We start from the raw sequence: 14,781 nt of genomic DNA on the forward strand, positions 1-14,781 counted from the left end.
GATGATTCGCTTTGAACAGGTCAGTAAAGCTTATCTGGGCGGACGGCAAGCCCTGCAGGGGGTAGATTTTCATCTGCGTCCGGCGGAGATGGCGTTTCTGACCGGCCATTCCGGCGCGGGGAAAAGTACCCTGCTGAAACTGATTTGTGGGATTGAGCGGCCAAGCGCCGGTCATATCTGGTTTGGCGGGCATGACATCAGCCGGTTGAAAAACCGCGAGGTGCCTTTCCTGCGCCGCCAGATCGGCATGATTTTCCAGGATCACCATCTGCTGCTGGATCGTACGGTGTATGACAACGTGGCGATGCCGCTGGTCATCGCTGGAGCCAGTACCGAAGATATCCGTCGCCGCGTTTCGGCTGCGCTGGACAAGGTCGGGCTGCTGGATAAAGCGAAGAACTTCCCCATTCAGCTCTCCGGTGGTGAGCAGCAGCGCGTTGGCATTGCCCGCGCGGTGGTGAACAAGCCAGCGGTGCTGTTGGCGGATGAACCGACCGGTAACCTGGATGACGCCCTGTCGGAAGGGATCCTGCGCCTGTTTGAAGAATTTAACCGCGTTGGGGTGACGGTGCTGATGGCAACCCACGACACCGGGCTGATCGCCCGGCGCAATTACCGCATCCTGACGCTGAGCCAGGGCCGTATGGTAGGGGGGGCACAGCATGGCGAATAATGCAAAAACCGCCAAGAGCAAGGCACTGCGTGGTGGCTGGCGTGAACAGTGGCGCTATGCTTGGATGAACGCCATTGCCGATATGCTGCGCCAACCACTGGCAACGCTGCTGACCGTGATGGTCATCGCCATCTCCCTGACGCTGCCGAGCGTTTGCTACATCGTCTGGAAGAACGTCAGTACCGCTGCAACACAGTGGTACCCAACGCCACAGTTGACGGTGTATCTGGATAAATCCCTCGACGATGACGCGGCGATCAAAGTGCTGGATGCCATCAAGGCCGAAGCCGGGGTGGAGAAGGTGAACTACCTGTCGCGTGAAGAGGCGCGGGGCGAGTTCCGCAACTGGTCTGGTTTTGGTGGCGCGCTGGATATGCTGGAAGAAAACCCGCTGCCAGCCGTGGCGATTGTCACGCCGCAGATGAGTTTCCAGAGTTCTGATACGCTCACCACCCTGCGCGATCGCGTGGCGGCGGTGCAGGGCGTGGATGAAGTCAGGATGGACGACAGCTGGTTTGCCCGCCTGGCGGCGCTGACCGGGTTGGTGGGCCAGGTGGCCTTGATGATCGGCATACTGATGGTGGTGGCGGTGTTCCTGGTGATTGGTAACAGCGTGCGTCTGAGCATCTTCAGCCGTCGCGATACCATCAACGTGATGAAGCTGATCGGTGCCACCGACGGCTTTATCCTGCGGCCGTTCCTCAACGGTGGTGCAATGCTCGGCTTCTTCGGCGCACTGTTGTCGCTGGCCCTGTCTGGCGCGCTGGTGTGGAAGCTGGAGTCGGTAGTGACCAACGTGGCGAAGGTGTTTGGCACCACCTTTACCCTGCATGGCCTGGGTTGGGATGAGGCGCTGTTGCTGCTGCTGATCTCGGCGATGATCGGCTGGATTGCCGCCTGGTTGGCCACCGTGCAACATTTACGCCGATTTACACCACAATAGTGAATTTTTGGTATACTCTTCTCCTGCTGCGGCCCGGTTGCCGTGCTGCGGGAGAAGAGTTGCCAGACCTCAACATCTCCGATCTCTTCTCAAACGCACAAATTCCCAATCAACCTGAGCTTGCATGACGTATTGTCGTGTGCACTGTGTGTGAAAAACGGTGAACTTTTGGGGTTGAGCACGGTCCAAATCTGCAGCAAATGTTTAGGTGCCCGGCGTGTGGACCCGCTTTTGCAACAGCAACTGCCGCAAGATCAATAGCTCCCCGCCGTGAAATCACCTGCATGACCAGTTTTATCAAGAGAGGGTTTTGAATGACCAAAGAAATGCGCACTTTAGCCTTAGTCCCACAGGGCAGCTTGGAAGCCTACCTGCGGGCAGCCAACACCTATCCGATGCTGACGGCAGAGGAAGAGCGGGAACTGGCTGAACGGCTGCATTATCAGGGCGATCTGGAAGCAGCTAAGCAGCTCATCCTGTCTCACCTGCGCTTTGTCGCTCATATTGCCCGTAACTATTCAGGGTACGGTTTGCCGGTGGCAGATCTTATCCAGGAAGGGAATATCGGCCTGATGAAGGCCGTGCGTCGCTTCAACCCAGAGGTTGGCGTACGTCTGGTGTCCTTTGCGGTGCATTGGATCAAGGCAGAAATTCACGAATACGTGCTGCGCAACTGGCGTATCGTCAAAGTGGCGACCACCAAGGCGCAGCGCAAGCTGTTCTTCAACCTGCGTAAAACCAAGCAGCGTCTGGGCTGGTTCAATCAGGACGAAGTGGAGCTGGTCGCGCGCGAGCTGGGTGTCACCAGCAAAGACGTGCGTGAGATGGAGTCGCGTATGGCGGCACAGGACATGACCTTTGACCCAACGCCGGAAGACGAAGGGCGTGACGGCCATGCCATGGCCCCAATGCTCTATCTGCAGGATAAAAGCTCGGACTTTGCCGAAGGGATCGAAGAAGATAACTGGGAAAGCAACGCCGCAGACAAACTGGCCTACGCGCTGGAAGGTCTGGACGAGCGCAGCCAGCATATCATTCGCGCCCGCTGGTTGGACGACGACAACAAGTCCACCCTGCAGGAGCTGGCCGATCAGTACGGCGTTTCCGCCGAGCGTGTGCGCCAGTTGGAAAAGAACGCCATGAAGAAACTGAAGATGGCGATCGAAGCCTGATACTGATAGCGCTTAACGTTCGAAAAGCCCGGCTCGCCGGGCTTTTCTGTTTTTGTAGTTAGTTGGCTGTGGGATCAAACTCCGGTGCCGGGCAGTCATAGCCAAATTTGGTACCCCACTCAAACTGGGTGCCATTCTTGATATAACGCTGATACAGCGCGCGGCCGGTCTTGGCGTCGCGGGCTATCACCCAACCAGCGGCATTACACAGCACGGCAGCGTAGGCCTGGCTTTTCGGCGGTAGCAGGTCGGCGGCCTTTTGCGCCAGATCCACCGCCTGCCAGCGGTAATGCAGGAAACGGTTATCTGCATCTGGCAACGATTTCTTGGCCCGTGCCGCTTCCGCCGCGCTGATCCAACTCTTGTCTTTGATGTCCTTGGTGTTGAACGCATCCCCCAGATAGGAATACCCCGCGCCATAAATATTGTAATCCGGCGTCATTTCATAGCCGGTGAAATCCAACCCCTGCGAGCGCAACAGCGCCGCCGCCTGATAGTAGCTTTTGGCGCGTGCGTTCTTATCTGCCGATTTATCCTTCGCCGCTTTCATCAGGTTGGCAAAGTCCTGCGCCGCTTGGCGGTAGTTTGGAATGGCAAAGTAGTTCACCGCTTCCTCATAGCGACCCACGCGCATCATGCGCCGTGCCAGCAATTCACGCAGTTGAACCTCTTGGGTGATCCGCTCGCCATTGTATTCATCGGGTTTGACCGGCTTGAGTGGCGTGGTGGGGGCTGGCGCATGCTTATCCACAAAGCCTTTCAGCTCATCGACCGTTAGCACCCGCTCGGCGATATCCGCCACGTCTGCCCAGTAGTTTTCTTTGCCGCGATACATCAGGTCCATCGCTTGCAGATAGTCGCCTCGGTTCAGTGCCAGAATGGCCTGCTCGCCGGCAACTCGGCAATCCGGCACGATCATTTCGGCTGCGAAGTCTTCGTTACGCTGTTCCCCCCAGCTTTCATCGGTAGGGAATGCGGCTGCGGCTTTGGCATAGGCGGCGGTTGCGGCTTTCACATCACCCTCACGCAGGGCCATTTTGGCACGTAACCACCAGGCTAAACCGCCATCTCCCGCATTTTTCAGCAGGTTGGCCGCCATGGCATATTGCCCGGAACGATAGGCCAGCGCCGCCAGCCGGTCGCTACCGGTGAAACCATTTTTAACCGAGTCATTGAGCAACGTCAGGGTCTGATCGACAAGCTGCTTGGCGCTGGTCTCGCCGTTAATGATACCGGACATCTCCAGATTACTGCTGCGGGCGAACAGCTCAATGGTGACCAATTGCTGCACCAACGGATCGTGAATAGCCTGTTTTAACGCCTCTACATGCTGCGGGTTGATCAGATAGGAGGAGATATATTGCAGCGAGAGACCGCCATCGGGATCGCCTTGGGCAGCCTGCTGAGCATATAGCTGTGCTGCCGGAGCGATTTCCCCGAGCCACAAATGAATACGTGCTTGTTGGCCCAGGCTACTCAGTGCCAGTTGATCGGGATCGGCGGTGCCACTTTTCACCTGGTCGATCACCTGTTGGAAGGCAGCCAAGGCCTGCTCAAGCTGCGCTTTCTCCGGATGTTTCACCACCGGCTCGCTACCGGATTCACTTTCCGGCGTGCCATGATCGTCCATCAGCAGGCGGCCGAGCGAGTATTGCGCCCGTAACCCCCATGCTTCCTGCTCGGCGGCTGGCAACGCCAACACCTGCTGGAAATATTGCGACGCCCGCGGATCTTTTGCGGCAAAGGCGACCGCCCCCAGCGTATATAAGCGCGCGGCATTAGATAGCCCTTGCGCATTCACCGCGTCGGCTTCTTCAACGGTGTGGGTAGCACGCATCTGGCTAATGGCCTGCTGTGCGGGTGAAAGCGGCATCGGTTTTGGCGGTGTCACCGGGGCCATGGGCGGAGCCTGCCAGCGTGGCAGCTGTGGGTCTACCGGTACCAGACGGGTGGCTTCGAAAGCGAAGTTGCCCTCAGGCATATACAGCAGGGTGCCGTTGCGATTAACCAGCAGGCGGTTGGGGAAGTCTGGCCCACAGGCTTGGCCGCTCAGCGGCACCATCAATGCTGCAGCGATCAGTGATGCTAACGGGAGCGCACGGCGACGGTGCCCTGCAGTGTGCAAATCAAGGTATGACATGGGTGCCTCCTGGCGTGATCTGTTGGCAGCGTAGCCAGCCCAAGGGGCGTGATTGCCCTGCTCGTAGCTGATCGCCGCTAATGCGGATAAAGCGTTGGGGGTCCGATGCCGTTGCCAACTGGTAATGACCTACCGCGTCGGCGGCCAGGCAACCTTCGGCCTGAATGTGGATCTCACGCGGTAACGGAGCATCCACCGGACCCTGATTCTCAATCATCAAATCATACAGCCCATTTTGCTGTGGCTGCGGCAAAAATTTAACCTGCCAGTGGGTGAGCAATGGCTGGTGCTGGATCACCGCCCGTAGCGTCGCCATCGACCAGGCGCGGCGATCGTTTTCCAGCGGCAGGCGGAACCAGATAATGCCGCGCAGATGTGGCAGTGGGCGTTGTGCGAGCTGCTGCAAGAAATCGGCAACCTGCTGCGGTGCCACGGTCAGTTCCTGGACCTTGCCCGCCACGCGCTGCGAGGCTTCGCTCTCAACCAGAGCCCCCTGGGCATCGAACCCTAGCAGAGCCATGCCGTAGGCTGGCAAGGCAATACGGAAGGGTTTAGGGCTAAGGCGAGCGTACTGGCGTGTCCACTCCTGCGCCAACCGGCCGTCGAATAAACCTTGGGTGGGGGAGAGCACCGCATGTACCTGAAGCACCGAGCTGTCTACCTGTTGCAGTACGCCGGGCAGCGCTGGGGATCCGATCCAGGCGGGCAGGGCGGTGATGCCTAGCTGTAATGAAGAGGGCAGCCGTTGGCGCAGTTGGTGCAGAAATTGTTGATATTTGGGCAGCCGTACGGTGGCGGCGTCATGGTCGATCTCCACACCAATCACCGGTAAACCAGCCGCCTGCCAGCGTTGCAGCTGTTGTTGCAGACGTGCATAGATGGTGGCCTCATCCAACTGCATCAATTGCCCGTCTATCCGCACTACCAACCATAGCGGGCGGCCATCTTGTTTCAGCATGGCGGTATTGACCGTGATGTCCCGGAAACCCTCACGGGGATGCACCTGCAGACCCAACACGCGCAGGGTAGTAAACAGGTCACGGCTGGCAGCCAGCGCCTCGGCATGCTGAGGTGTCCACACCCTTTGCCAAACGTAGGCCTGCTGATCCCAAGGTTGATGAAGATTCATGGCCTGGTAGCGCCCTACAAACCAGGCCATGACGGCGAGCAGCATAATGACGATCAGAGCTAGCCAACGTTTCATTTTTGCCAGCAATCGCCCTGAGCCTGGAATCCGCAGGCACGCATAAAGTTGCCGACTTCGCCACGTTCACGTGCGGCCAACCCGGTAGTATCCAGTTGCCAATGTTGCACCTGTGGCAATTGGCGTTGGGCATCTTCCATCAGATACAGCCCCACGCCACGGCGGCGTGTCACTTCGCGCACCAGCAGGTCGTGCAATTGAGCTCTCTGGCCCGCTATCTCGATTTTTACCGCCCCCAGCAGCCGCTCGTTAAAGCGGGCGGCAAACAGTGCTTTACCCTCCTCCAGCCAGCTTAGCCACTGCTCAGGCTGTTGATGTGGCCAGATTTTACCAAGGTCGATAAGGTCTTGTGGAGACAAGCTGGTCAAGCGTTCAATGGTCAGTTTCATGCCGGATTTCCGCACCGATAAAGGATGTCGACAGTGTAATGGATCTTGCACAGCGCGTTGTGTAAGTTTTTCTATACGAGGTCTGCGCGAAATGTTTTTTGCTGCGGGCATTTTCCGAGTAAACGGTTAGTTAATGGCATGTTAACCAGCACATCGCGCTGTTCCTTGCGCTAAACGGCGCAGATTTAATCCGGATTTTATGCTGTTTACACCGCTTGTTTCTGACATTGGGAGTTGCTTTGCAGAAGAAAACTCCTGTTTAATGACATGAAAAATAAAGTCTTATTAGAAAATATTGTCGCAAAAGTACCTAAATCATTATTACTTATAGATAAAAGCGATTTACCGGCGTTTTGCCAGCCACGGTCAGTTGGCCGTTACTTGCAATCTGCCGGGTAGAAACAATGATTAGGTGTGACAAATACAACAGCAACACTCACAACGACAGATGGGGATTATGCGGATGAAATTAACAAAGGGTAAAGCGCTGCTGGCCGGTTGTATCGCGATGGCTATCGGCCATGTCGCTGTGGCAAAAGACATCAAGATTGCCGTAGTGGGTGCCATGTCCGGCCCGGTGGCGCAGTATGGTGATATGGAGTTCACCGGTGCGCGTCAGGCGATTGCCGATATCAACGCCAAAGGTGGGATCAAGGGCGATAAGCTGGTGGCGGTAGAGTATGACGATGCCTGTGACCCGAAACAGGCGGTAGCGGTAGCCAACAAGGTCATCAATGACGGCATTCGTTACGTGATCGGCCACCTGTGCTCTTCTTCGACCCAGCCAGCCTCCGACATCTATGAAGATGAAGGCGTGATCATGATCACCCCGGCGGCGACCAACGCGGATCTGACCACCCGTGGTTACAAGATGATCCTGCGCACCACTGGCCTGGATTCCGATCAGGGCCCAACGGCCGCCAGCTACATCCTCAACGAGATTAAACCCAAGCGCATCGCTGTAGTCCACGACAAGCAGCAATACGGTGAAGGCCTGGCGCGTTCAGTGCGTGACAGCCTGAAAAAGCAGGGGACCGATGTTGTGATGTTTGAAGGCATCACCGCTGGCGATAAAGATTTCTCTACCCTGGTCGCTCGTCTGAAGAAAGAAAACGTCGATTTCGTCTACTTCGGCGGTTACTACCCGGAGATGGGCCAGATCCTGCGTCAGGCCAAACAGGCGGGCTTGACTACCCGCTTCATGGGCCCGGAAGGTGTGGGTAACTCCTCGCTGTCCAACATTGCCGGTGCCGCGTCTGAAGGCATGCTGGTGACGCTGCCAAAACGTTACGATCAGGTGCCAGCCAACCAGCCGGTGGTCGATGCATTAAAAGCCAAGAAACTGGATCCTACAGGGCCATTTGTCTGGACCACCTATGCTGCACTGCAATCACTGGTCACCGGGATGGAGCGCAGCGGGAGCCAGGAACCGGCAGATATCGTCAAAGATCTGAAAACCGGCCAACCGGTGGCAACCGTGATGGGGCCTCTGAGCTGGGATGACAAAGGCGATCTGAAAGGCTTCGAGTTCGGGGTGTTTGAATGGCATGCCGACGGCTCATCAACGCCGATTAAATAAGCCCGTTTAAGGTGGCCTCTGCGTTTTTTGGGCGTGGAGGCCACCTTGACAGCAAAATCTACAAACCGGGAATTCCCGGCGCCTGCAACGCCAGCAGGCCGTTGGGCCGCTCTTTGTCGGCCAGTACAACACCTTAGAAGGTCAGAGTATGTCAGAGCAGTTTCTCTATTTTCTGCAGCAGATGTTCAACGGCGTGACGCTGGGCAGCACCTATGCATTGATCGCCATCGGTTACACCATGGTCTACGGCATTATCGGCATGATCAACTTCGCCCACGGCGAGGTCTATATGATCGGCAGCTATGTCTCCTTTATCGTGATCGCCGCCCTGATGATGATCGGCATCGACGTGGGTTGGCTGCTGATCGGCGCAGCGTTCCTGGTGTCGATCGTGATTGCCAGCGCCTATGGCTGGAGCATCGAGCGGGTGGCCTACAAACCGGTGCGCAACTCCAAGCGCCTGATTGCGCTGATTTCCGCCATCGGGATGTCGATATTCCTGCAAAACTACGTCAGCCTGACGCAGGGGTCGCGTGATGTGGCGCTGCCAAGCCTGGTCACCGGCCAATGGGTGCTGGGTGAGAGCAACGGCTTTGCCGCGACCATCAGCACCATGCAGCTCATCATCTGGGTCGTCACTTTCCTGGCGATGCTGGCGCTGACGATGTTTATCCGTTATTCGCGTATGGGCCGCGCTTGCCGTGCCTGTGCGGAAGATTTGAAGATGGCCAGCCTGCTGGGCATCAATACCGACCGGGTGATTTCGCTCACCTTCGTGATCGGGGCAGTGATGGCGGCGGTGGCTGGCGTGCTGCTCGGCCAGTTCTACGGCGTGATCAATCCTTACATCGGCTTTATGGCCGGGATGAAAGCCTTCACCGCGGCGGTACTGGGCGGGATTGGCAGCATTCCTGGGGCGATGATCGGCGGGCTGGTGTTGGGCGTAGCTGAAGCGCTCACCTCCGCCTATCTGAGCACCGAATACAAAGACGCGGTGTCCTTCGCCTTGCTGATTGTGGTGTTGCTGGTGATGCCAACCGGCATCCTTGGGCGTCCGGAGGTTGAGAAAGTATGAAACTCGGTCTGCTTAACGCCTGTATTGCCACGGTCGTGCTGTTTGTCATGGCCTCCTTCCTGATGGGGATGCAACTGAGCCTCGACGGTACCAAGCTGGTGGTGCACGGTGCTGCCGAAGTGCGCTGGATGTGGATTGGTATCGGTTGTGTGGTGGTGTTCTTCTTCCAACTGCTGCGTCCGCTGATGCAGCATGGGATGAAGAAAATCTCCGGCCCGGCGTTCGTCTTACCCAGCTTTGACGGCTCCACCATGCGCCAGAAGGTGCTGGCAGCGGCGATCATCATTGCCGCCGTCGTCTGGCCGTTCCTGGTGTCGCGCGGCACGGTGGATATTGCCACCCTGACGCTGATCTACGTGATGCTGGGGCTGGGCCTGAACGTGGTGGTCGGCCTTTCCGGCCTGTTAGTGCTGGGTTACGGCGGCTTTTACGCCATCGGTGCCTATACCTACGCATTGCTGAACCATTATTACGGGCTGGGATTCTGGGAAAGCTTGCCGCTGGCGGGGATTGTCACCGCCATCTTCGGCTTCCTGCTTGGTTTCCCGGTATTACGCCTGCGGGGAGACTATCTGGCGATCGTCACGCTGGGCTTTGGTGAAATCGTCCGCATCCTGCTGTTGAACAACACCGAAATTACCGGCGGGCCAAACGGCATCAGCCAGATCCCGAAACCCACCTTCTTTGGTCTGGAGTTTAACCGCAGTGCCCGCGACGGCGGCTGGGATACCTTCCATAACTTCTTTGGCCTGAAATATGATCCCAGTGACCGCATAGTGTTCCTCTACCTGGTAGCGCTGCTGCTGGTGATATTGACGCTGTTTGTGATTAACCGCCTGCTGCGCATGCCGCTGGGCCGTGCCTGGGAAGCATTGCGCGAAGATGAAATCGCCTGCCGTTCACTGGGCTTGAGCCCGACCAAAATCAAACTGACCGCCTTTACCATCAGTGCCGCCTTTGCCGGTTTTGCCGGCACGCTGTTTGCCGCACGTCAGGGGTTTGTCAGCCCGGAATCCTTCACCTTTGTGGAATCGGCCTTTGTGCTGGCGATCGTGGTGTTGGGCGGCATGGGCTCACAGTTTGCGGTGATCCTGGCGGCGATCCTGCTGGTAGTGTCCCGTGAGATGATGCGCGATCTGAATGAATACAGCATGTTGCTGCTGGGGGCGCTGATGGTCTTGATGATGATTTGGCGGCCGCAGGGGCTGCTGCCGATGAAACGCCCGCAGTTGAAGCTGAAAGTGGCTGATATCAAAGCCGTGAAGGGGGAGCAGGCATGAGTACTCAACCTTTACTGGCGGTCGCCGGGCTTTCGATGCGTTTTGGTGGTTTGCTGGCGGTAAACAACGTCGCGCTGGAACTGCATCAGGGTGAGATTGTTTCGTTGATTGGCCCGAACGGCGCAGGCAAGACCACGGTGTTCAACTGCCTGACCGGGTTCTATCGCCCGACCAGTGGCACCATCAAACTGCGCGATCGCCATCTGGAAGGGCTTTCCGGCCAGACCATTGCCCGCATGGGTGTGGTGCGCACCTTCCAGCACGTGCGGCTGTTCCGCGAAATGACGGTGATTGAAAACCTGCTGGTGGCCCAACATCAGCATCTGAAAAGCGGCGTGTTTGCCGGTTTGCTGAAAACCCCGGCGTTCCGCCGTGCAGAAGCCGATGCGCTTGAGCGTGCGGCAGTGTGGCTGGAGCGTGTGGGCCTGTTGGAGATGGCTAACCGTTCGGCGGGTAATCTGGCCTATGGCCAGCAGCGTCGGCTGGAGATCGCCCGTTGCATGGTAACGCGCCCGGAACTATTGATGCTGGATGAACCGGCGGCGGGCCTGAACCCGAAAGAAACCGATGAGCTGGATCATCTGATCGTCGAGCTGCGTGACCAGCACCAGGTGTCGGTGCTGTTGATTGAGCACGATATGAAACTGGTGATGGGGATTTCCGATCGCATCTACGTGGTGAATCAGGGAACGCCGTTGGCGCAAGGCTCACCGGCAGAAATCCGCAATAACCCGGACGTGATCCGGGCCTATCTGGGCGAATAAGCATATGTTGTCATTTAATCAGGTTTCCGCCCATTACGGCAAAATTCAGGCGCTGCACCAGGTCAGCCTGAACATTCAACAGGGGGAGATTGTCACCCTGATCGGCGCCAACGGTGCCGGTAAAACCACCCTGCTCGGCACGCTATGCGGCGACCCAAGGGCCAGTGAAGGGTCCATCACCTTGATGGATCAGGATATCACCCAGTGGCAGACAGCGCGCATCATGCGCGAGGCCGTGGCGATCGTACCGGAAGGGCGGCGGGTGTTCTCACGCATGACGGTGGAAGAGAACCTGGCGATGGGCGGTTTTTTTGCCGACCGCGAGCAGTATCACCAACGCATTGAGCGGGTGTTTACCCTGTTTCCACGCCTGCTGGAGCGCCGCAGCCAGCGCTCTGGCACCATGTCCGGTGGTGAGCAGCAGATGCTGGCGATTGGCCGTGCGCTGATGAGCCAGCCAAAGTTACTGCTGTTGGACGAGCCTTCACTCGGGCTGGCCCCCATCATCATCCAGCAGATTTTCGATATCATCCAGCAGCTGCGCGAAGAGGGGATGACCATTTTCCTGGTGGAACAAAACGCCAACCAGGCGCTAAAACTGGCGGATCGTGGTTATGTGCTGGAAAACGGCCGCGTGGTGTTGGAAGATACGGGGGCCGCATTATTAGCAAACGAAGCAGTGCGGTCAGCATACCTGGGTGGTTAAACCATGGGTAATTGACATAGGGCGCACTGAGTGGCGCCCCTATTCTTAACGATTACGAGAACAAGCAATGAAGACAGAAGGACTACTCGCACAGCGCATCGTAAAGGTCAAAAGCTCGGCAATCCGCGAATTGCTCAAGCACAGCAAAATGGAAAACGTCATTTCGCTGGCGGGTGGCATTCCCTCTGATGCACTGTTTGACTTCGAAGGATTGAGCATTGCTACCCAGCAGGCTATTACCGAACAACCGAAAAGTGCTTTCCAATATGGGCTGACTGAAGGCAGCGAACTGCTGCGTGAAGGCATCTGTACCCTATGCGCAAAGCGTGGCGTTAATGCCAAGCCGGAAGATATCGTGGTGACCGCAGGCTCCCAGCAGGCGTTAGATCTGGTGATGCGTGCGGTGATTAACCCTGGTGATGTGTTTGTGGTAGAGCGCCCGACCTATCTGGCGGCGCTGCAAACGCTGGAACTGGCGGAAGCCAACGTCATGTCCGTTTCTTCTGACAGCGACGGCATGGTGGTGGATGAGCTGGCTGAACTGCTGAAAACCCAGAAGATCAAAGGGGTGTACGTGGTGCCGAACTTCGGCAACCCAAGCGGTCTGACCCTGAGCGCCGCACGCCGTGAGCAGTTGGTGAAACTGGCGGTGGAGCATAACTTCCTGATTATCGAGGATGACCCGTACGGCGAGCTGCGCTTCACCGAAGAGCGTAATGCCACGCTGTATCAGGTTTCGCAGCAGGTGCTGGGCCATACCGAAAACATTATCTACACCTCCACCTTCTCCAAGATCCTGGCTCCGGGCCTGCGCCTGGGTTGGGCCATCTTGCCACCGTTCCTGTTGCATAAAGTGGCGATCATCAAGCAGGCGGCGGATCTGCATGCTAGCGCGCTGTCGCAGAGCATCGTCGAATGTTACCTGGGGCTGGATCGTTTACCGGCGCAGATCGAAAAGATCCGCGCGGCCTATAAGCACAAAGGTGAGATCCTGGCCGGGCTGGTGGAAAAAGAGCTGGGTGATGTGATCAGCTTTGATATGCCGAAAGGCGGCATGTTCCTGTGGGCGCGTTTCCGTCAGCAATTCGATGCCACCGAGTGGCTGAACACCACTCTGAAACAGGGCGTGGTGTTTGTGCCGGGAGAATACTTCTTCTCTGACAAACCGGATCGCTCAACCTTCCGCCTGTCGTTTGCCACGGCAACCGAACAACAGATGCAAGAGGCCGTCGCCCGACTGCGTCGCTCGCTGTAATCTCTCTGCGGCGGTGGGGAGAATTCCCTACCGCCGACATCAAACCGCCATCTGCACTTCACCTCGCTGTCATCTAGCTGTCACGCCAGAGTTATTTTACTGTCATCCGCGCATGGCATGTTTAGCATCCGAACAAAAACTGTTTCTTTTCGCTCACGCGTTTTGATCACACCCGCTTTTTCAGGAGTTAGGCATGTTTGCTCACGCGATTAAAAAAACCACGTTGTGCGTTACCTTGGCCCTGGCGGTCAGCGGCCATGCAATAGCTGCCACCGAGATCCCCTTCTGGCATTCGATGGAAGGGGAACTGGGCACCGAAGTGGATTCTCTGGCGGACCGTTTCAACCAAACTCACAGCGATGTGAAGATCGTCCCGGTTTATAAAGGCAACTACGAACAGAGCCTGGCGGCGGGCATAGCTGCTTACCGTTCCGGCAAGGCACCGGCGATCCTGCAAGTCTATGAAGTGGGCACCGCCACCATGATGGCGAGCAAGGCGATCAAACCGGTGTATCAGGTATTCCAGGAGTCGGGCGTCAAGTTCGACGAATCGGTGTTTGTGCCGACCGTGGCCGGTTACTACACCGATAACAAGAGCGGCCATCTGCTGTCCCAGCCTTTCAACAGCTCCACCCCGGTGCTGTATTACAACAAAGACGCCTTCAAGAAAGCGGGCTTGAACCCGGATCAGCCACCGAAAACCTGGCAGGAATTGGCGGCCGATGCCGCCAAACTGCGCGCGGCTGGCATGAAGTGCGGCTACACCAGCGGTTGGCTGGGTTGGATCCAACTGGAGAACTTCAGCGCCTGGCATGGCGTGCCGTTCGCCAGTGAAAACAACGGCTTTGGTGGCACCAGTGCCAAGCTGGAGTTCAACCAGCCGCTGCAGGTGAAGCATATTCAGTTCCTGCAAGACATGAACAAGAAGGGCGACTTCACCTACTTCGGCCGCAAGGACGAACCTACCGAGAAGTTCTACAACGGCGACTGCGCCATGGCGACCGCCTCTTCCGGCTCGCTGGCCAGCATCCGCAAATACGCCAAGTTTGATTTCGGCGTGGGCATGATGCCTTACGATGCTGACGCCAAAAATGCACCGCAGAACGCTATTATCGGCGGGGCCAGCCTGTGGGTGATGAACGGCAAAGACGCGGCGACCTACAAAGGCGTGGCGGAGTTCCTGCAATATCTGGCCCAGCCTGAGATTGCCGCCGAATGGCATCAAAAGACCGGCTACCTGCCGATCACCACTGCCGCTTTTGATATGACCAAGCAACAGGGCTTCTACGACAAAAACCCAGGGGCCGATGTGGCCACCCGCCAGATGCTGAACAAGCCACCGTTGGCGTTCACCAAAGGGCTGCGTCTGGGCAATATGCCGCAGATCCGTACCGTGGTGGATGAAGAGCTGGAAAGCGTATGGACCGACAAGAAAACCCCGCAGCAGGCGCTGGATGCTGCGGTGCAGCGCGGTGACGTGTTGCTGCGCCGCTTCGAGGCTTCCACCAAGTAAGCGTCAGATTGGGCGTTCTTTTGCCAAACGACATCGATCCACTCCCTCTCCCTTTGGGAGAGGGCTGGGGTGAGGGGCTTATACCCCC

General features: G+C 57.3%; 13 protein-coding genes. 10 read left to right on the plus strand and 3 right to left on the minus strand.

What is annotated here, in order from left to right; translation table 11 throughout:
* Position 1: 1 nt before the first annotated feature.
* From ftsE to rpoH, 3 genes are all read left to right on the plus strand, one after another.
* A complete protein-coding gene (gene ftsE / locus KGP16_RS01210) occupies positions 2-673 on the plus strand; it encodes a cell division ATP-binding protein FtsE (protein WP_021181505.1) in 672 nt (223 codons plus the stop codon).
* Positions 663-1,616 (plus strand): permease-like cell division protein FtsX, encoded by a 954-nt coding sequence (gene ftsX, locus KGP16_RS01215; RefSeq protein WP_021807785.1) that lies wholly within the window; start codon positions 663-665, stop codon positions 1,614-1,616. Before ftsE ends, ftsX begins: the two co-directional genes overlap by 11 nt.
* Positions 1,617-1,930: 314 nt before the next feature.
* The gene (rpoH, locus tag KGP16_RS01220) at positions 1,931-2,788 is read left to right on the plus strand and encodes an RNA polymerase sigma factor RpoH (protein ID WP_021181503.1); all 858 of its coding nucleotides are present in this window, start codon (positions 1,931-1,933) and stop codon (positions 2,786-2,788) included.
* 58 nt (positions 2,789-2,846) lie between these two features.
* Here the strand turns inward: rpoH and KGP16_RS01225 are convergent, their stop codons facing one another.
* Genes KGP16_RS01225 through panM form a run of 3 tightly spaced genes read right to left on the minus strand, consistent with a single transcriptional unit; the run spans position 2,847 to position 6,521 of the window.
* The gene (locus KGP16_RS01225; protein WP_223500666.1) at positions 2,847-4,928 is read right to left on the minus strand and encodes a hypothetical protein; all 2,082 of its coding nucleotides are present in this window, start codon (positions 4,926-4,928) and stop codon (positions 2,847-2,849) included.
* Positions 4,915-6,132, minus strand: a complete 1,218-nt coding sequence (locus tag KGP16_RS01230) for a DUF3142 domain-containing protein (protein ID WP_223500668.1) — start codon at positions 6,130-6,132, stop codon at positions 4,915-4,917. Before KGP16_RS01230 ends, KGP16_RS01225 begins: the two co-directional genes overlap by 14 nt.
* Positions 6,129-6,521: an aspartate 1-decarboxylase autocleavage activator PanM gene (panM, locus tag KGP16_RS01235; RefSeq protein WP_059199090.1), complete on the minus strand. Its 393-nt coding sequence runs from the start codon at positions 6,519-6,521 to the stop codon at positions 6,129-6,131. The genes KGP16_RS01230 and panM overlap by 4 nt, the downstream gene beginning before the upstream one ends.
* A gap of 463 nt (positions 6,522-6,984) precedes the next feature.
* On the opposite strand from panM, the gene KGP16_RS01240 reads away from it, so the two are divergent.
* The 7 genes from KGP16_RS01240 to ugpB all read left to right on the plus strand — a co-directional run bounded on the left by KGP16_RS01240 (position 6,985) and on the right by ugpB (position 14,693).
* On the plus strand, positions 6,985-8,100 hold the full coding sequence (locus KGP16_RS01240; protein ID WP_037376583.1) for a branched-chain amino acid ABC transporter substrate-binding protein: 1,116 nt from the start codon (positions 6,985-6,987) through the stop codon (positions 8,098-8,100).
* Between the two features lie 148 nt (positions 8,101-8,248).
* Positions 8,249-9,175: a high-affinity branched-chain amino acid ABC transporter permease LivH gene (livH, locus tag KGP16_RS01245; RefSeq protein WP_021181499.1), complete on the plus strand. Its 927-nt coding sequence runs from the start codon at positions 8,249-8,251 to the stop codon at positions 9,173-9,175.
* On the plus strand, positions 9,172-10,455 hold the full coding sequence (locus tag KGP16_RS01250) for a high-affinity branched-chain amino acid ABC transporter permease LivM (protein ID WP_024529578.1): 1,284 nt from the start codon (positions 9,172-9,174) through the stop codon (positions 10,453-10,455). The genes livH and KGP16_RS01250 overlap by 4 nt, the downstream gene beginning before the upstream one ends.
* Complete coding sequence (gene livG / locus KGP16_RS01255) at positions 10,452-11,219, plus strand: high-affinity branched-chain amino acid ABC transporter ATP-binding protein LivG (protein WP_025120109.1); 768 nt, start codon at positions 10,452-10,454, stop codon at positions 11,217-11,219. The genes KGP16_RS01250 and livG overlap by 4 nt, the downstream gene beginning before the upstream one ends.
* Before the next feature lie 4 nt (positions 11,220-11,223).
* A complete protein-coding gene (gene livF, locus KGP16_RS01260; RefSeq protein WP_021807790.1) occupies positions 11,224-11,925 on the plus strand; it encodes a high-affinity branched-chain amino acid ABC transporter ATP-binding protein LivF in 702 nt (233 codons plus the stop codon).
* 67 nt (positions 11,926-11,992) lie between these two features.
* The gene (locus KGP16_RS01265; protein ID WP_223498719.1) at positions 11,993-13,180 is read left to right on the plus strand and encodes a PLP-dependent aminotransferase family protein; all 1,188 of its coding nucleotides are present in this window, start codon (positions 11,993-11,995) and stop codon (positions 13,178-13,180) included.
* A gap of 193 nt (positions 13,181-13,373) precedes the next feature.
* Entirely contained in the window at positions 13,374-14,693 is a 1,320-nt protein-coding gene (ugpB, locus tag KGP16_RS01270) for a sn-glycerol-3-phosphate ABC transporter substrate-binding protein UgpB (protein WP_021181494.1), read from the plus strand.
* Positions 14,694-14,781: the final 88 nt, after the last annotated feature.

The organism is Serratia sp. JSRIV006 (genome assembly GCF_019968685.1).
In the GTDB taxonomy this organism is placed as follows: Bacteria; Pseudomonadota; Gammaproteobacteria; order Enterobacterales; family Enterobacteriaceae; genus Chania; species Chania fonticola_B.